Below are 17,709 nucleotides of genomic sequence, written 5' to 3' on the forward strand. Positions count from 1 at the left end.
CTATTCCTCCTTTCGTTTAATTCGATAAATCATTCCAGTTTGGTACGTTTCACACGTCGGTAACATGACGGATCGTCCATCCTTGAACTGATATTCCCCGAAACATTGACCGAATCGATAAATTTTCTTCATCAACTGAACCGACACACCAGTCGCTTCGGATACCTCCACTTCAGACAACGGTCGCAGTTCTCCATCGAGCATGACAAAGTCACCGAATCCAGGGGCCGTATCGTATAACTCCGCAACCGTCCCCGTACGTGTCACCTTGCCTTCATCAATCAGCGTCACCTGGTCTGCCATGAGCATCGCTTCTTCCCGATCATGAGTGACCAATACCGCCGTCAAGTTGAGTTCTTTCACTAAGTCCCGGATAAAACGCTGCAAGTCGAGCTTGAGTTTGGGATCAAGGTTTGTAAAGGGTTCATCTAATAACAGTAGTTCTGGTTCAGCCGCTAAAGCTCGGGCAAGACTGACCCGTTGTTGTTCGCCACCAGACAGTTCGTGTATCTCGGCATCATATCGGTCACCGAGTTGAACGACTCGTAGCCAATGTTCGGCTTGCTTACGAGAACGCTCTCGAGTCACGAGCGTGACATTCTCTCCGACTGTCAAATGTGGGAACAATAAAGCCGTTTGCGATAGCATCGTCACGCGCCGTTTATGCGCAGGGATAGGGATTAAAGAACGGTGATTCCATTTCACGTCGCCGCTGTCAGTCGACTCAAGACCTGCGATGATTCGTAGAATCGTCGATTTCCCTGAACCACTCACACCGATGATTGCGTGAATGTCGTGAGGTTTAACCTCGAAGTCGACACCATTTAGTATTTGTTTCGTTCCAAATTGTTTATATAGATTTTGTACATTCAAACTCATTGAAGACGTCCTTTCAGCATACGCACCATATACCGATCCCATCCTGAGAGCAGAAAATAGAGGAGAACGGGGAATAGGATGAGCATCCATGTGTTCGAGAGAGCGAGACCACGATTGTTTCCCGCATAAGATTGATACAATTCTGTCATCACGGTCGGAATCAATCCCGCACCAATCAACTGGATCAGCGCGAATTGACTGAGCAAAATGACGGTCGTGAACAACGCGATGGTCCGCATCAATCTAGAAAAGAGCGGATACAGCACGTACATGACTCGCCGTCTCGATGGCAGAATCCGAGCTTGTTCCAAAAGTGGTCGACCGATGACCGCCATTCCGTTGTAGGCGAGGCGGATTGAATAGGGAATCGTCACGACGAGCAGGGCAAGGGTGACGCCGACATACGTCCCAATCAGACCAGCTTCCGCCAAGATCAGATAGAGGCCAAACAATGTTGCCAGCATCGGAATGAACAATGGTAAAAAGACGAGCCATTCGATGACATGTTTCCATCTAGAATCTATCCACAATAGCCACCAGGCACACATCATCGAGAGCCATACATTGATCCCAGATAAAATCACAATCAATCCTATCGTATGAACGATTGCCATGTTGTTCTCGATTTCAAATGTCGGGACTACGAAGAAGAGGCTGATAAACGGTATGAACGTCAAACAGATGAGAATCCCTTGTCGAATCATCGTCTCACCCCACGTTCAATTCGTCGTCGTATGGATGCGGTCAATACGTAAGATAGGAATACGCCGATTCCGACAAAACATGTCCACATGAGGGCGACCGCATAAGGCTCTGTCGCCTCCAAATAGAGTCCCGTCGACAGTCGTTCGTATGCGAGGACACCGATTAGTTTCGGGTATGTCACACCGAGCAGTGCCGGAACCTCATACGCAAATGAGATGAAAGCAATTAAAATCCAGGTCGAGTCGAGCAATGGTTTAATCAAAAACGGCAACTCCCCATGTTTGAACTGGTCAAACGGAGAGAGTTGGAGCGTCTTCGCCATCTCGACGTAACCCCGATTCAATTGCTCATATGTCCCGAGCATCATTAAAAAGACGAACGGCGTCTCCTTCCATATGTAGGTCAGGATGACCGTGACATAGTCTCGTTCGTTCGCCTCAATCCATCCGATGCCGTTCGTCCCACTGAACAATAGCCAAAACAGATATGCAGCAGCGATGTGAGGAACAAACATCGGAAGTCGGAGTACAGATGATAGGAAACGCCAATTTTTTCGGACGACCGTTCTTGCAAGCCATGTCCCGATTACAAGCGATAACATGGTCGACACGCTAACGACATAAAGCGTCGTGACGAAACTATCGCGCCACGTCTCATCTGTCAAAAGCGAGCCCCAATCCGTTCCCGTTGCCTCTATGCCGAGAAAGACGAGGGCAGCGAGCGGGAGAAGGGATACCATGATCGTCACCGCAACACTACTTCGCAACACGCGGCCACTCCTCACGGACGATGTCAATCACATTCGGTCCATAATCCGGAATCGAACGTTCGAGCAATTGCTCCGAGTCCGGGTACGTGACACCCTCCCCTAGTTCTTCAAACGCGCGTTGGTCATTCACGTCAAGCTTCGTTAAGTCGAGTGATGTTCCATCTCCCCAATAGTCTGGTCCTTGTTTGACGAGCTGTGCTTCAGGAGACAACAGTTCTTGGAGAAGAACGAGCGCCCCATCTGGATTCGGGGCATTGAACGGGACTGCTAAGAAGTGTGTCGAGGCAATGGAGTGATCGAGGACGAGCGCGCGTGTCTCTTTCGGGAAGATTCCTTCCGTCACTTCCGCCTCGGCTCGGCGTTCGTTAAATCCCATCGTCATCCAAACTTCTCCTGATGCATAGAGCTGATCGAGTTGTTCGAGCGTCTTTGGATACGTTTGTCCGTCTTTCCACAAATTCGGAGACCACGCTTTCAAGTCGTCCCAGAACGAATCCTCAATGGTCGCTTTTTGGTCCAACTCGTCACCATATCGTGCATATAATAGATGGCGGACGAAGGCATTCCCCGTGAAATCTGTGACTTCAGGATACGTGAAACGACCTGGATTGTCTTCAGTCCAGCGACGTAGTTCCTCAAACGATTGAGGAGGATTGTCCACTTTCGCTGCATCGTAATGCAAGATGAATTGTACATTCCCCCATGCGAGCTCCAAGTCCTCTGTCGGGGTGCCGGCATCTGATTGTTGGGCCGTTTCGTTTAATAAATCGGCGTTCGGGACACGCTCCATCAATCCGTCTCGAAGAAGACCTGCCTCTTTCGCATTTCGGAAATTGTCGCCATTGATCCAGACGGCATCAATCGTCCCGACTTGTCTGTCCGCTTTCTTATCGAGTGATAATTGTCGGATGAATTCTGCCGTATCCATTGCGACACGGTTCAATTCGACATTGTAAGATTCCTCGAGACGAGGTGCCACGTAGTCATCGATGTAGCTGTTGATGCCCTCGTCCCCACCCCACATATATAGGTTGACGGTCGACCCTTCTGCCGTTGTTGCTGCTTTTTCAAACGAGTCCGAAAACTCAACTGCCTGTTCACTCCCACACGCTGCCACGAATGTGAGCATGACAGTTGCGAGCAGTACTCTCCATTTCCTCATCTTAATCCCCCTTTTTACTTTTTCTCAAATCCCCTTTTTGCGAGCATTTCGAACATGGTTGGACAGATTGCATACACATTCGCCCCTACGTTCATCCACCATGGCGCATTGATTTCGCGTTTTCGCTTACGACTTCCTCTGACAATCGCATCAGCCAATCGTTTCGGGTCAAGCATGATCCTTTGAACACTTTCAGCATATGTACCACTTTTATCAGCTCGATTAAAGAACGGCGTTGCAATCGGTCCTGGATTGACCGTCATGACGTGAATGCCACGGGGCTTCAACTCTAGCCTGAGCGCGTTCGAAAACTGTAAAAGTGCCGCCTTTGACCCTGCGTAGACGGCTGACTTAGGTGTCGGTACTTTCGCAGCCTGTGAACAGATGTTGACGATGATACCCTCTCGCTCCATCACTCGGGCGACATCTCGCGATAACAGCATCGGTGCGAGAGCGTTCACACGCATCGTTTCTTCTATCACATCCGTCGACTGATTGGTCACAAAATCAAATTCGGCCATGCCTGCATTGTTGACCCATACGTCAAATTTCCCGAACCGTTCGCTCACATCATGAACGAGAGCGGTTGACTTTGCGACATCCGCGCACATCCAATCCCCTTCACATGTTGCGGCAATCTTTTTTAACCGTTCTTCATTTCTTCCAATCAACAATACGTTGTATCCATATTCATAAAAAGAATGCGCCAATGCGGCACCGAGCCCGCTTGACGCACCAGTAATGACTACTCTTTTCACGACATCACTTCTTTCTTCGTATAAATCCATTTTTGATCATCTCGACGTCTCTCGATGTCGCCACGTTCCTCGAGTAAACTGAGTCGTGCAAACACTTCACTGAAGACGAGCGGCATCCCACGTCGCATCTTTCGTCCATATAACTTCATTGACCAATCAAAAACGCTAAGTCCATCTTCCCATTCGGCAAGCAATTGTTCACTGCGCTCATACCGTTGGCGAATTCGACTCTCGATTAAATCATTCGGATGGTGAATCGGTTCACCGTGTCCACTGACGACGAGCTTTAAATCAATCCCACGTAATTTTTTAAGCGAATCGATATAGAGAATGACGGGTGATGCAAATCCTTCGTCATCATACGGCTGTTCGATGAGCGGATTTGGTTCGACCTTATCGATGAGGTGATCTCCGGCAATCAAGACTCCTCCGGGACCAATCAACCCGAGCTGGTCACTCGCATGTCCAGGCAGATGGATTGTCTGCCACGCCCCATCCGACGTTAACGCTTGCCCGTCCCCGAACGTCATCGTGACAGTCGTCGGTCCAATCCAGCGAAGCGCTTCGCGATAGTCTGGTAATTTTTCCACAAGTGGAGCCGGTGCCCCGAACGAGACGGCCAATTCATGTAAAAAGTGATTACCACGCTTCAAAAAGTTTGGGGTTTGCTCTAAGTATCGAACGAGCTTTTCATGCCCGTACACGGGGATGGATGCGTCGCGAAGACGCCATGCTTGTCCGGCATGATCAGCATGATGATGTGTCAAAAATAAAAAGTCGATATCCGCCAACGAGAGTTCAAGCTCTTCAAGTTGACGGTTCAACGAGGTCCACGCCTCTTCTGTGTCTGGTCCACAATCGACCATGAAGAAGCGGTTCATATGTTCAACGATATATACGTTCACGTTCCCGACTTCGAACGGTGTCGGGATATCGAGTCTTGCCAGTTGGCTAGAAATCCAGTCCGCCACGTCATCACCACCCCTTCTTCCTGTCTTTCTCCATTATACCCGTCTGAAAGATGCGTTTTCAATCAAACAAAAAGAGGGAGATGTCTCTCCCTCATGAATGATCCATATTATAGGTTGATGACCGTCACTTTATCACGTGTCATCGTCTCAAGGCTACGTCCGATTCCTTGAACGCCGAGTCCCGATTGCTTGACACCGATGAATGGGAAGTGGTCTGGACCGCGTTCTGTCCGTCCGTTCACTTGGACCGTACCGACTTCTAACTTATCAGCGACCGTGAAGGCGCTATTGACGTTTTGTGTGAAGACGCTCGCCTGAAGACCAAACTCCGATTCATTCGTGAGTGTGATCATCTCGTCGAGTGATTTCACACGGATGACCGGGAGGACCGGTCCGAACGGTTCTTCCCATGCGACACGCATATCTGTCGTCACGTGATCAAGCAATGTCGGGTGAAGCAAGTTTCCTTCACGCTTATTGCCGTAAACGACCGTTGCTTTTTTAGTGACGGCGTCGTCAATCAATCCTTGTACGTAATCCGTCGTCTTCGCATCAACTAAAGGAACGATGAAGCTGTTCTCTTCCGGTGAACCGACTGAAAGTTTTGCGACACGTTCTCTCAACATATCGACGAGCTCATCCGCTTGATTTTCAAGGACGAAGACGCGCTTGATTGCTGTACAACGTTGACCTGAATATGAGAACGCTCCGCTGACAATTTGGTCAGCTGCTAACGTCAAGTCTGCATCCTCTAAAACGAGGGCTGGGTCTTTCCCGCCGAGTTCGAGTACGACCGGTACCATCGACGCTTGCTGTGACAAGTGTTGACCCGTACCCGTTCCACCTGTGAACGTGATCATGTCGATCCCTGGGTGTGATGTCAAGTAGTCACCGATGACCGAACCGCGACCTGTCACGAGGTTCAACAGACCTTTTGGAAGACCGGCATCGTGAAGAGCCTCGACCATCTTGATCCCACTGATTGCACCTTGCGTTGCTGGTTTGAAGACTACCGCATTTCCTGTGACGAGCGCCGGCGCAATCTTAGCAGCTGCCAAGTTTACCGGGTAGTTGAACGGTGAAATCGCGAGGACGACACCGAGCGCTTCTTTCTTGATGATGGCCATCTTGTTTTTCGAGCCACCTGGGAATGAATCGCCTTGCATGAAGCCGCCATTGAAGCGAATTCCTTCTTCAGCCGTATAACGAATAATTTCCGCCGTCCGCACGACTTCCTTCTTCGCGTCGTTCAAGTTTTTCCCGACTTCTTGCATGATGATTTGACCAATCTCATCCACGCGTTCTTCGAGTTTTTCTGCCCATGCATACAATAATTCAGCGCGCTTGTTGACCGGAAGCGCCGCCCATTCTTGTTGTGCACGTTTTGCGCCATGGATGGCTTCATCGACTTCATCGCGTGACATCGCTTGAACGCGACCTACGACTTCGTCTTTATATGGTGAAACGAGTTCAATCGTTTCGTTGCTTGAAGATTCCTGCCATTGACCATTCAATAAATATGGATATGTGTTCATACTCATCATCTCTATCTGCCTCCTGAGTAAGCTGTAATATCTCGTTGCCAACCCCATTGTATGCAGATTTTTTTCCATTGGACAACTATAACGATTCAGTTTATGAGATGTAAACGGTTACTATGAAACTTTTTGTGAATTCTGATGAGAGTTGACACTATTTTTACTGTAGATTTATCGATCGGATACCGATAGTAAAGATGAGAGTACGTGAAATAGGAGGGACTACCATTGAGCACTGATCATAATATTTTACTTGAAGCAGGAACGAACGAACTTGAAATCGTGATTTTCCAAGCTGGACCGTTCTTGTTCGGCATCAATGTCATGAAAGTACGTGAAATTATCACGATGCTTCCATTGACGCCACTCCCAGGTACACCGGAAGCCATCATGGGGTTAATCGAGTTGCGCGGTGAGGTCATGACCGTGATCGATCTTCCGATGGTCATCAGCCATCCTCGTGAAGTCGGAAGTGATGATCGTTTGATTGTCTGCGAGTTCAACGGTGAGAAGTCGGTTCTTCGGGTCGACCAGGTAACCGAGATTAAACGCATCTCTTGGGAGCAGATTGACACGCCGTCCGATCTCGCACGTGGTGTTCAAGGCATCACGAACGGTGTCGTCAAAACAGGTGACCAGATGATCATCTTGCTCGACTACGAGCGAATCGCGCTCGAATTGTCACGTAAAGACATCATGGCTCGCGAATCTGTGAAGCGACTCGGTGCTCGTGAGCGCTCGAACAAGAATATTTGGATTGCTGAAGATTCAGAGATGCTCCGCACACTGATTCTCGACACGTTGGATGACGCGGGATACTTCAATACAACAGTCTTCAATAACGGGAAAGAGGCACTCGATGCGTTTGAACAAGAAGACGTCGAATGCGACCTCCTCATCACCGACATTGAGATGCCACAGATGGATGGACTTCATTTAACGAAGCGCCTCCGTGAGATGGACCGCTATGCAACGCTTCCAATCATCATCTTCTCGTCACTCATCTCGGATGACTTGAAACATAAAGGGGAAGCCGTCGGTGCAAACGCTCAAATCACGAAACCGGAAATCGGAATGTTGATTGCGACGCTTGATGAATTTGTAGGATAATAAAAAAGTTTGCGACATCTCGGTCGCAAACTTTTTTATGTGAATTGTTCGAAATGCGTATTCCACTCGCTTAAAAATCGCTTACTATGCGATTCGATGGTTGCCAACGTTTCGTTCGCTCCGTCTAGATGTGCGTTTTCTCCAGCCACTTCGAGGTCGTGGAAAAGAAGGGCCGTCTGTTCTAGACCAACTGAATAGGAGGCCCCTTTTAATAAATGGGCGAGTTGCTCGACACGAGAATAGTCTTTCGCCTCGACTGCCGATTGCAGTTCAGGATACTTCGCCTCGAACTGCTGGATATATGTGGTTGCAATTTTATTTAAAAAATCCATGTTTCCGTTTGCGATTTGGTGGAGCTCTGCTAGTTTTTCTTCATTGAACAGAGCGTCTTCGGGCATTCTAGTCAATGTAACCCCTCCTCAATAAACGATATTCCAATCGTTCCCTCTCACTGTAACACGTTTTCGGGAGAAAACAAAAAATCTCCTGCTTTGGATTGCACTCTTCATTTTGGCTACCTATAATAAGATTGAGTTAAGGTAGGAGGAAGATGCATGCTGACGATTTACCGTACTGACGCATCAGGCCATGTGGATGAAATCGAAGACTTTGATAAAGGAAGCTGGATTCAACTCGTGAATCCGACAAAAGATGAGGCCGATCAAGTCATCGAGGCGTCCGGCATTCCAGAAGACTTTGTATATGACCCACTTGATATTGAAGAGAAACCACGTTTTGAAAAAGATGATGAAGGACTTCTCATGATCATCGACGTTCCGTATGTGGAGGAAGATGATACAGGTCGCACGTATAATACCATCCCGCTCGGTATCATCGTGACCGGACGACATTTCATCACCGTCTGCTCGCGAGATCTCGACGTGTTGAATTTGTTCGCTAACGGAAAGGCAAGACTGTTCCGAACGAACTACCGAAGTCGCTTCGTCTTTCAGATTTTACATCGGGTGAGTATGACGTATTTGCGTTTCTTGCGCCAAATCGACCGAAGAATGGACGAACTCGAGCAAGAGTTGCAGCGTTCGATGCGAAACCAAGAGATTTTCCAGTTGATGAACCTTCAAAAATCTCTCGTCTACTTCATGACCTCTTTAAAAGCGAACGATAGCGTCTTAGACCGCATCGTCAAGACACCGAGTTTGGAGAAGCATGAAGAGGACGAAGAACTACTCGAAGACGTTTTTGTCGAACACCGTCAAGCGATGGAAATGGCATCGATTTATAACGACATCATCAGCATCAAGATGGAAGCATTCGGATCCATCATTTCGAACAACGTCAACTTCGTCATGAAATTCTTGGCATCCATCACGATTGTCCTCAGTATCCCGACAATGATATCTGGAATTTTCGGGATGAACGTTCAAGTTCCATGGGAAGGACAACCGTTCGGATTCATCATGGCCATCACGATGATGATTGGATTTTCCGGTCTCGCCTTCTATATCCTTTGGCGAAAGCGATATTTCTAGCAAAAAAGAGCCTGACGCACGTTGCGTCAGGCTCTCTTCATGTGATTTTGACCGTGACGAGACACAGGTCGTCTTCAATCTCAATCTTTGGCACAAGCTGTTCAGCGACGTGACGACTATAGTCCAAACCGTATGTGGAAACGTCCTTCTCTAGCCAGCGAATCCCATCATCGATATCTTTGCTGTAACACTCCATGAGTCCATCCGTATACATGTGAAGCGTCATATTCGGTGTGATGTCAATCTCTTTCGACTCATAATTCGGTTCCTCGAACATACCGACTGGTACCCCTGTCGTCTCAAGACGACAGTTTCCTTCTTCTGACGTCACGATCACAGGGGGATGGCCTGCATTCACATATTCGATTCGACGCTTTGTCGTGTCGATGTAACAATAGACCGCCGTGAAGTAGCTGTGCATATCGTCACCAGAGAAGAGGAACGTCATCTGACGGTTCAACTCCGTCATGACGTCTACCGGGTACTGCACGTTCCCGACAAGCCCCGGTAGGATGGAACGGATCCCCATCGTGATGAGCGCCGATGAGACCCCGTGTCCCATGACATCAAAGATGATGACCCCGTATCGGTCCGGAGCGACCTGAAACCATGCGTACATGTCCCCAGCCAATTTTTTAGAAGGCAGATAGAGCGCCCGAACATCAATCTCTTCATTACTGATTGGTGGCGTAAGCGCGCTTTGTTGAATCTTCTGGGCGAGGTCCAAATCATACTGAAGACGGGCCTCATAAATTTTCCGTTCATCAACAGCCGCCTTATAACGGAGAGCAGAACGGATTCTTGCAAGTAATTCTGTTATTTTGATCGGTTTGGTCGTGTAATCTGACGCCTCCGCGTCGAGCCCCTCGGCAATCTGCTTCTCTTCCGTTCGTCCGGATACCATGATGACCGGCAACTCTTCAAAGTCAGCCATCTGCCGAATCCGCTTGCACGTCTCGATTCCTGAAATTCCAGGCATTTCGACATCCAACAGGACGAGATCATACAGCGATGCAGCTTGTGGGGCCATCAGTAAGTCGAGCGCTTCTTCCCCGCTCGAGACCGATACCGTCTCATAGTCGTGCTGGTGAAGCAGTTGCTCGAGTACGAGCGTATTGACCGGTTCATCGTCCACAATCAAAATCGCCATGACTATCCCTTCCTTCTTTACGTATTAATCTATATCGTATTGTACCATATCTTTTCATTCACACACGACATAACCGTCTGTTCATTCTAGTTGAAGAACCTGTCCATTGTTTGGCATACTGAAGAAAGAAAGTGAGGGGTTCATATGGCCTGGATATTTGCCGTCAGCGGTTTAATCATCTTACTCGTCCTCATCGCATCCATCGTCGTCATCCAAAAAGGATACGCCTATAAAGACAATAAAGATGACATCGTCCTCGACTATGACGAAATCAATCGTCGCATTGAAGACGACAAGAAAAGAGACAAGACTGACAAGAAAGAAGGGCCGCTCTAATGCGCGACCCTTTTTTATTTGAATTCAAATCGGAGTGTACCCTTCTCTAAATACAATGAGGCATTGAACGTCTTGTCTCCTTTTTTGAACGTATGGACGTTCGATTGCCCTCCATTGATCATTTGCTTCAACTCATCTTTGACGAGTCCGACGCCGAGCACCTGTTTGGATACGGTGAAGCGACATCCTTCACGATATCCACTACAGCCGATGAACTTCGGATGTTCGACGAGCCCTTTTCCACAATTCGGACAGATACCAAATGATGCCTTCGGTCGAGTCGTTCCTTTCTTTCCATAACGCTTCGCTTCAATCGTATAGCCCTCAGGATTAGCCGCTTCTACTCGCGATTTCGCTTCTTCGACCAAATGAACGGACATCTTCTTCGCTTGTTCAATAAATTCAGCAGCGGAGGCCGATGCTTGACCGATTTCATGGAGACGTTTCTCCCATTTCGCTGTCATGACGGGCGAGGCCAAAATACTGTCTCCGAGGACATCGATCAACAGGCGCCCTTTGTCTGTAGGAACGAGCTCTTTTTTCTGAAGTTGGACATAGCCTCGCTTTTTCAATCCATCGATGATGTTGGCACGTGTCGCCTCGGTCCCAAGACCCTCTACTTCTTTCATGATATGAATCAGCTCTTCGTCATCAAGTTGTTTCCCTGCGACTTTCATCGCCATAATGAGCGCGCCCTCCGTATATCGCTTCGGTGGCTCTGTCTGTTTCGACAACACTTCAACTTTCTTCTCTTTTAATTCTTCACCGACCGTCAGCTCAGGAAGCTCGACATCTTTTGATTTCATCTCCACGACTTGTCGATAGCCAGGACTCACAACGACAGTTCCTTTCGCGCGATACAAGTCGCCTCCATCAATCAAATCGACCGTTGTCTTCTCGAGCATCGCTGCGGGTGCAAAGGCCGCAAGGAAACGTCGATTGATCAAATCATATAGCTTCGCCTCATCCCCACCGAGTCGAGTGACGTCACCACACGCCTCCGTCGGGATGATCGCGTAGTGGTCACTGACTTTCTTGGCATTGACATAGCGTCGATTTTTCGACGGGTCCTCAGTCAACAGGTCACGAAGTCCTGCATAGGCGTCGGACTTTAGCAGTCTTGCCTTTGTCTGTGGAAATAACGTCGCCTCATCGGGTGTGACAAATCCTGAATCGGTCCGAGGGTAACTGATCCACCCTTTCGTATATAACTTTTGAGCGATATCAAGCGTCTTTTTCGCCCCGAATCCGAATCGTTTCCCTGCCTCTGCCTGAAGTCCGGATAGACTGAACCAAAATGGGGGTTGTTCGATTTTTTCTTCCTTATCGATTGTCTTCACAATCGCGGTTCCAGATGCACGTTTGACGACCGCATCGGCTTCCTCACGCGTTTTGAGCTTCGTTGTCTTTCCAAACGTATACTTCGCTTTGAACGTGCCTCGACCTTTTGCAAGTGTCGCCTCGACCTCAAAGTATGGTTCTGGTACGAATTGTTTAATTTCTCGTTCGCGATTGACGATTAAGGCAAGCGTCGGGGTTTGTACACGACCGAGCGAGAAGACGTCTTCAATCCCAATCGTCTTCAACAATGTCGTATAGGCACGTGAGGCGTTCATCCCAACGAGCCAGTCCGCACAGGCGCGACTCATCGCCTCATGGTAGTATGGAATCGTCTGTTCACCTGGCAACAGTTGCGAGAATCCTCGATCGACTGCTTGCTCCGTCAGACTCGAAATCCATAGTCGAGCAAGTGGTTTTTTGTTACCTGCGAGTCGGAGGATCAGACGAACGATCGCTTCTCCTTCCCGTTCGGCATCTGATGCGATGATGACATCGGTAATCGAGCGGTCATGGAGCCATTTTTTGATGGCATAGAACGGTTTCGACTTCCCTTTTGAAATTCGATAATCAAATCGTTCTGGGACGATTGGAAGCGCCTCGTACTTCCATGACTTCCATTCCGGACGATAGTGCGACGGTTCTTGAAGTTCACAAAGGTGACCGACGGCCCATACGACAATCGCCCCCTCAGGGAAACGGGGACAAGGTGAGATTTCAATCTCGTCTTTTCGCTTTTTAGATGGATAGGGAGCAGCCAACTTTTGAGCTTGTGATGGCTTTTCCGCAATGATTAGTCTCATAAGAACTCCTTACTTCGCCTTCTACATAATGGCAAGACGTACATGATTGGCTAGCTTCTACTATGTATTTTACTATATCAAGTCGAGGATGGACACATCGAGAGGGGAGCATTTGTTTGCTCTTTTTGAATCATGTCTTGCCTCGTGGCTGTTTTGCGATATCATTAACAGAGAAGTACAACTGTGAAGGAGTGTCGCCATGTCTTATCTTATCTTATTCGCCGCTGTCTTTTTCTTATCGACGAGCGTCCTCTTCGTCAAATGGACGTCGGCACCTGCCGAGACTGCCGCATTTTACCGAATGCTTTTCACGTGTCTCATGTTGCTACCGTTTGTCGATTTCAAATCACTGATCACCACGCGCCTTATGACACGTTATGCTCTACTCCTTAGCGGAACGTTACTGGCCTTTCACTTTTGGCTTTGGTTCTTGTCACTCGATTACACGACGGTCGCCAGCTCCACACTGTTTGTCACATCGAGTCCAATTTTTGTGTTGATCGGGAATGCACTCATCTTTAAAAAGAATCCGACTCGAAAGGGACTGGCCTTCGCGCTCGTTGCTGTCCTCGGGGGCATGCTCGTCGCCGCGGGGGATATTCAACTCGGCCGTGAAGCCCTCTTCGGAGACCTACTCGCCTTGATTGCCGCCCTATTGATTGCAGGATATTGGCTCGTCGGACAGCATGTACGAGCCTCGATGAACACGAATACATACTCTTTTAGTGTATATCTCGTTGCGACGGTCGTGCTTTGCTTCATGTTGCTCGTTCGTGGCACGACGTTCACTGCCTTTGAATCCATCAACTGGTGGTACTTCCTTGCGCTCGCTTTCTTCCCGACAATCCTCGGGCACAACCTCTTCAACTATGCGCTTGCCCGTGTCAGTGCGACCGTCGTCAGTATCACGATTCTTGGAGAAGCATTGTGGGGAATGCTGTTTGGATACGCCTTCTTCGGAGAGCGACTCGGACCGTTCCAATGGGTCGGTGCGATCGTCCTCCTCGGCGGGATATACTTGTTCCTAAAAGAAGACGCCCGCTCGACACGAGCGGACGTTTGATTATAAGTTTGTCGCTTTCGGATTTACATCATGTGCTTCTTTATCTTCTTCTGAAGGACGGAACAATAATTTACGGTCCCAGAATGCCAGGGCGACTGCCGTCAAAAATGTCATCGCATCAGCGATTGGGAATGCCAACCAGACGCCGAACACCCCGAGGAACGATGGGAGAATGAAGACGAGCGGTATCGTGTAAAGCGTCTGACGTGACAGGGACAAGAACATGGCGACTCGCGCTTTCCCGAGGGACTGATAGATTCCATTGACGAGCATCTGCACACTCGGAAGGAAAGAAACGGCGAACAGAATGTGAATCGCCGTCACACCTCCAGCAATGAGCGCCTCATCCGTCGAGAACCAGCCCATGAGCGTTTGCGGGAATAGCTGTAGAATCAACCAAATGATGACAGCAATCGCAATCCCGGCCCGCATCGCCGTCCAAATGGTTTCACGCATTCGGTCGAATCGCTCTGCACCGTAGTTATATCCAACGATTGGTTGCATCCCTTGGACGATTCCCATGATTGGCATACCGACGAGCGCCATGAACTTGTTGATAATGGCGAAAATGGCCAATTCTTCGGTCCCGCCGTACGTACCGAGCATCACGTTGACACCAACGAATAAAATGGATTGGGACACCATCATGATGAACGAAGACGAACCGATTGCCATGATTTCTTTTATCTCATCGAATCGAATCCGGAACTGACGCCACTTGAAGCGCAGTTCCGTTTTTGGTTTTCGGGCGAAGAAGAAGCGCAGCATCAATACGGAACCGATGACTTGGGCGAGTGCCGTCGAAGTCGCTGCCCCGTACATGCCCCAGTCGAACGTGAAAATGAAGAGCGGGGTCGTCACGAGGTTGACGAGAACGGTCGTCAGCATGACCTTCATTTGATAAGGTGCCTGTCCTTCAGCACGAACCATCGCACTCGAAGCGAGTGTGAACATGAAGAATGGTGAGCTGATCAAGACAACTGATAAGTACTGTCGGCTGAGATCCATGATTTCGGTCGTCGCACCGAACACTTTTAAAATGTCATCTAACATAAAGAAAGCAGAACTGACCGCAAGTGCCGCAAACAGACCGACGAGGACAAGTACGTTCAAGAATGTAACGGCTGCACCGGCATCGTCACCGCGTCCGAGCTTCCTCGAACTGATAGACGCCCCACCCAGTCCCACGGCACTCGACACGGCCATTAAAATCATTTGAATCGGGAACGCAATCCCGATGGCAGCGACTGCCGATGCACCGATCCCTCGGGCGACAAAAATCGTATCAATGATATTGTAGAGCGCCGTCACGAGCATCCCAATCATCGCCGGAAGCGATAACTTGAAGAGGAGTCTGCCGATGGGCTCAGTCCGTAATTGCTCCGTATTTTGGTTCATTCTTCCATCCCTCCGTCTCTACTTCTTAGGGTAGCAGGATTGGACGGAACGAGCGACTATGTTGGCTCGGTGGATGTGTCAAACGAGCGCACGAGCACGCACACCTTTTCGCTTACGCATAATGTAATCGGTCGCGACTGGCCGATCCACTTTTACACGAATCGTCATCATCGCTTGGTTAGCAGACTCGAGGAGGTGACCGTCCACATCCTCCATCGTATCAATGACTTGTGAAAAACGAACAAATCCGGGTCCGAAAAATTCAACCTCTTCACCGATTGAAAAGTGATTCCGCTGCTCAAGCGTTGCCATACCCGTCACAGGGTCGTATGAGATGACACGAGCTGCAAACGCAAATTGCGGAATCGAACGAGGTTTCCCGAACAATTGCTCTTTTTCAGTCGGGATCCCGTAATAGAACCCCGTCGCGAGCTCACGTTGGGCCGCTTTCCAAATTTCTTCTTCCCATGCCGGGTCGAAGACGAAATGCTCTGGATCTTCACAGTACGCATCAATCACTTGACGATAGACGTTACACACGGTCGCGACGTAATGAATCGATTTCATTCGTCCCTCAATCTTCAAACTATCGACTCCTGCCTCCACCAAGTCAGGAATGTGGCGGACCATCGATAAATCAACTGAACTCATCGAGAACGGCTCTTCGTCACGCGCTTCCATCTCTTCTGTTAGAAGATCACCTTCTTCAAAGAAACCATATTTCCAGCGGCATGATTGGGCACATCCCCCACGGTTGGCATCTCGTAATGTCATGTGATTTGATAACGTGCATCGACCGGAATACGAGATACACATCGCCCCATGGACGAACGTCTCAATTTCGACATCGACTTCCTGTTTCATTTTAATGATTTCATCCATCGATACCTCACGAGCCAAGACGGTTCGTTCGAGTCCTTCTTCCTTCCAGAAACGAAGCGTCTCGTAGTTTGTCGCCGAAGCTTGGGTCGACAAATGGACGGGCAACCCTTCTGCTTCCGTAAGACAAGTTTCAATCATCGCTGGATCCGAGACGATGACCGCGTCGATCCCGATATCTCGAAGTGTTCGGAAGAAGTCACCTGCCCCCTCGATATCGCCTTCATGCGTCACCATGTTCGCAGCGACGTATACTTTCGCGCCGTACGCATGTGCGAAGGCTACCCCTTCACGCATCTCGTCATAACTGAAATTACCGGCACGTGAACGTAACCCGAACTGCTGTCCGCCGATATAGACCGCATCGGCACCATAATGGATGGCCATCTTTAATTTCTCTAAGTTTCCTGCTGGCGCTAATAATTCTGGACGTCGTTTCATCTTGATCCCTCACTTAATCTCTTCTGGTTTTCGTAACCACAGTCCCGTACCGAGACGGAACGTTTCCGGTTGAAGCTCGTGAAGACGATGTTCCATCTCTACACGATCAAATCGACCGTTCAACAAATTCGTCCGGGCATAAGTAAACAACTGAACGATTTCAACAAACTGGGCCCCGGCGTGCCATCCGTCTAGCTTCCACGTGTGAAGTCCATTTTTGACTAACGTCGGAAGCTGACCCATGAGCGTCAAATCCTCAGAGAAAATATGGGTGCCGTTCTCGTCCTCATAGATGGGATAACGACTGGTCGTATCTGCCGGTTCGCTCATATAAAATTCGCGTTGTTTTGCTTCTTCAACCGGTCTTCCGAGTTCGTTAAAGTAATTCGTCACGAGTGGGCGTTTAGAGTGATGGATGCATGTCGGACCATATACTTGTACTTCAACAGGAAGTCCGATTTGCTGCTGGATCAAGACGAGTTCTTCGATTGTCACTTCTCGGGCGACGACCGCTCCAATCGCTTCGCGTTTCCCCCAAAATTGGATCTGTTTGGCGGATGTGACGAGCGTTTGGGCATCATACCAATACGGAATCTTTGCCTGTCGAATCAAGCGAATGGCGCCGGGGTCTCCAGCGGTGACATCATCGACTCCTATCGTTTTCAGCGTTTGCAAATAATCTTTTAACTCTTCAATGTGGTCATTGTGCATCAGGTTGTTGACGGCTACCGTCACTTCTTTCCCATACCGATGGGCAAGTTGTGTGACTTCTCTCACAGCATCGATTGTCCAGTCACCTTTTTGTCTCAACCCAAACCTTGAATTTCCGATATATAGTCGGTCCGCGCCGGCTTTGATTAACGCTTCTGCCTGATCAACGCTTTGCGCCGTAGTGACGAGCTGAATCATCATATTTGTT

Annotated in this window: 17 protein-coding genes; 4 read left to right on the forward strand and 13 right to left on the reverse strand. The window is 48.9% G+C overall.

The window, feature by feature from the left end; genetic code table 11:
* The 7 genes from KNO72_RS04660 to KNO72_RS04690 form a co-directional block, all read right to left on the reverse strand.
* Nucleotides 1-879, reverse strand: a complete 879-nt coding sequence (locus KNO72_RS04660) for an ABC transporter ATP-binding protein (RefSeq protein ID WP_078147063.1) — start codon at nt 877-879, stop codon at nt 1-3.
* Entirely contained in the window at nt 876-1,583 is a 708-nt protein-coding gene (locus KNO72_RS04665; protein ID WP_078147064.1) for an ABC transporter permease subunit, read from the reverse strand. Before KNO72_RS04665 ends, KNO72_RS04660 begins: the two co-directional genes overlap by 4 nt.
* Nucleotides 1,580-2,353, reverse strand: a complete 774-nt coding sequence (locus KNO72_RS04670; RefSeq protein ID WP_214757388.1) for an ABC transporter permease subunit — start codon at nt 2,351-2,353, stop codon at nt 1,580-1,582. The genes KNO72_RS04665 and KNO72_RS04670 overlap by 4 nt, the downstream gene beginning before the upstream one ends.
* A complete protein-coding gene (locus KNO72_RS04675) occupies nt 2,340-3,515 on the reverse strand; it encodes an ABC transporter substrate-binding protein (protein ID WP_214684066.1) in 1,176 nt (391 codons plus the stop codon). Before KNO72_RS04675 ends, KNO72_RS04670 begins: the two co-directional genes overlap by 14 nt.
* Before the next feature lie 14 nt (nt 3,516-3,529).
* On the reverse strand, nt 3,530-4,273 hold the full coding sequence (locus tag KNO72_RS04680) for an SDR family NAD(P)-dependent oxidoreductase (RefSeq protein ID WP_214684065.1): 744 nt from the start codon (nt 4,271-4,273) through the stop codon (nt 3,530-3,532).
* Nucleotides 4,270-5,244 (reverse strand): MBL fold metallo-hydrolase, encoded by a 975-nt coding sequence (locus KNO72_RS04685; RefSeq protein ID WP_031423403.1) that lies wholly within the window; start codon nt 5,242-5,244, stop codon nt 4,270-4,272. The genes KNO72_RS04680 and KNO72_RS04685 overlap by 4 nt, the downstream gene beginning before the upstream one ends.
* 107 nt (nt 5,245-5,351) lie before the next feature.
* Nucleotides 5,352-6,788, reverse strand: a complete 1,437-nt coding sequence (locus KNO72_RS04690; protein WP_214757390.1) for an NADP-dependent glyceraldehyde-3-phosphate dehydrogenase — start codon at nt 6,786-6,788, stop codon at nt 5,352-5,354.
* Nucleotides 6,789-7,010: 222 nt separating this feature from the next.
* Here KNO72_RS04690 and KNO72_RS04695 point away from each other — a divergent pair, with 222 nt between their 5' ends.
* Nucleotides 7,011-7,892, forward strand: a complete 882-nt coding sequence (locus KNO72_RS04695) for a chemotaxis protein CheV (RefSeq protein WP_078147069.1) — start codon at nt 7,011-7,013, stop codon at nt 7,890-7,892.
* A 35-nt stretch (nt 7,893-7,927) separates the two neighbouring features.
* On the opposite strand, the gene KNO72_RS04700 is transcribed toward KNO72_RS04695, so the two are convergent.
* Entirely contained in the window at nt 7,928-8,290 is a 363-nt protein-coding gene (locus KNO72_RS04700) for an Hpt domain-containing protein (protein ID WP_031423399.1), read from the reverse strand.
* Nucleotides 8,291-8,446: 156 nt separating this feature from the next.
* Here KNO72_RS04700 and KNO72_RS04705 point away from each other — a divergent pair, with 156 nt between their 5' ends.
* Nucleotides 8,447-9,382 (forward strand): magnesium transporter CorA family protein, encoded by a 936-nt coding sequence (locus KNO72_RS04705; RefSeq protein ID WP_012726524.1) that lies wholly within the window; start codon nt 8,447-8,449, stop codon nt 9,380-9,382.
* A gap of 37 nt (nt 9,383-9,419) precedes the next feature.
* Here the strand turns inward: KNO72_RS04705 and KNO72_RS04710 are convergent, their stop codons facing one another.
* Complete coding sequence (locus KNO72_RS04710; protein ID WP_074036772.1) at nt 9,420-10,532, reverse strand: PP2C family protein-serine/threonine phosphatase; 1,113 nt, start codon at nt 10,530-10,532, stop codon at nt 9,420-9,422.
* Between the two features lie 144 nt (nt 10,533-10,676).
* Between KNO72_RS04710 and ytzI the strand changes: the two genes are divergently transcribed.
* Nucleotides 10,677-10,868 (forward strand): YtzI protein, encoded by a 192-nt coding sequence (ytzI, locus tag KNO72_RS04715; RefSeq protein ID WP_078147072.1) that lies wholly within the window; start codon nt 10,677-10,679, stop codon nt 10,866-10,868.
* A 14-nt stretch (nt 10,869-10,882) separates the two neighbouring features.
* Here the strand turns inward: ytzI and KNO72_RS04720 are convergent, their stop codons facing one another.
* Nucleotides 10,883-13,009 (reverse strand): DNA topoisomerase III, encoded by a 2,127-nt coding sequence (locus KNO72_RS04720; RefSeq protein WP_214757392.1) that lies wholly within the window; start codon nt 13,007-13,009, stop codon nt 10,883-10,885.
* A 199-nt stretch (nt 13,010-13,208) separates the two neighbouring features.
* On the opposite strand from KNO72_RS04720, the gene KNO72_RS04725 reads away from it, so the two are divergent.
* Nucleotides 13,209-14,072 carry a DMT family transporter gene (locus KNO72_RS04725; protein WP_012726528.1) on the forward strand — a complete coding sequence of 288 codons (864 nt, stop codon included), beginning with the start codon at nt 13,209-13,211 and terminating at the stop codon, nt 14,070-14,072.
* Here the strand turns inward: KNO72_RS04725 and KNO72_RS04730 are convergent, their stop codons facing one another.
* The 3 genes from KNO72_RS04730 to KNO72_RS04740 form a co-directional block, all read right to left on the reverse strand.
* Nucleotides 14,073-15,470, reverse strand: coding sequence for an MATE family efflux transporter (locus tag KNO72_RS04730; protein ID WP_078147074.1), 1,398 nt, complete (start codon nt 15,468-15,470; stop codon nt 14,073-14,075).
* 78 nt (nt 15,471-15,548) lie between these two features.
* Nucleotides 15,549-16,790 (reverse strand): peptidase U32 family protein, encoded by a 1,242-nt coding sequence (locus KNO72_RS04735; protein ID WP_214757394.1) that lies wholly within the window; start codon nt 16,788-16,790, stop codon nt 15,549-15,551.
* Nucleotides 16,791-16,799: 9 nt separating this feature from the next.
* A complete protein-coding gene (locus tag KNO72_RS04740; protein ID WP_353048013.1) occupies nt 16,800-17,696 on the reverse strand; it encodes a peptidase U32 family protein in 897 nt (298 codons plus the stop codon).
* Between the last annotated feature and the right edge of the window lie 13 nt (nt 17,697-17,709).

This window comes from Exiguobacterium sp. s123, from assembly GCF_018617075.1.
Taxonomy (GTDB): domain Bacteria; phylum Bacillota; class Bacilli; order Exiguobacteriales; family Exiguobacteriaceae; genus Exiguobacterium; species Exiguobacterium profundum.

Excerpts from the sequence above, each read along its gene's own strand:
- KNO72_RS04720 (WP_214757392.1), bottom strand. The coding sequence starts at position 13,009 with ATGAGACTAATCATTGCGGAAAAGCCATCACAAGCTCAAAAGTTGGCT.
- KNO72_RS04675 (WP_214684066.1), bottom strand. The coding sequence starts at position 3,515 with ATGAGGAAATGGAGAGTACTGCTCGCAACTGTCATGCTCACATTCGTG.
- KNO72_RS04710 (WP_074036772.1), bottom strand. The coding sequence starts at position 10,532 with ATGGCGATTTTGATTGTGGACGATGAACCGGTCAATACGCTCGTACTC.
- KNO72_RS04690 (WP_214757390.1), bottom strand. The coding sequence starts at position 6,788 with ATGATGAGTATGAACACATATCCATATTTATTGAATGGTCAATGGCAG.
- KNO72_RS04705 (WP_012726524.1), top strand. The coding sequence starts at position 8,447 with ATGCTGACGATTTACCGTACTGACGCATCAGGCCATGTGGATGAAATC.
- KNO72_RS04660 (WP_078147063.1), bottom strand. The coding sequence starts at position 879 with ATGAGTTTGAATGTACAAAATCTATATAAACAATTTGGAACGAAACAA.
- KNO72_RS04665 (WP_078147064.1), bottom strand. The coding sequence starts at position 1,583 with ATGATTCGACAAGGGATTCTCATCTGTTTGACGTTCATACCGTTTATC.
- KNO72_RS04700 (WP_031423399.1), bottom strand. The coding sequence starts at position 8,290 with ATGCCCGAAGACGCTCTGTTCAATGAAGAAAAACTAGCAGAGCTCCAC.
- KNO72_RS04735 (WP_214757394.1), bottom strand. The coding sequence starts at position 16,790 with ATGAAACGACGTCCAGAATTATTAGCGCCAGCAGGAAACTTAGAGAAA.
- KNO72_RS04725 (WP_012726528.1), top strand. The coding sequence starts at position 13,209 with ATGTCTTATCTTATCTTATTCGCCGCTGTCTTTTTCTTATCGACGAGC.
- ytzI (WP_078147072.1), top strand. The coding sequence starts at position 10,677 with ATGGCCTGGATATTTGCCGTCAGCGGTTTAATCATCTTACTCGTCCTC.
- KNO72_RS04730 (WP_078147074.1), bottom strand. The coding sequence starts at position 15,470 with ATGAACCAAAATACGGAGCAATTACGGACTGAGCCCATCGGCAGACTC.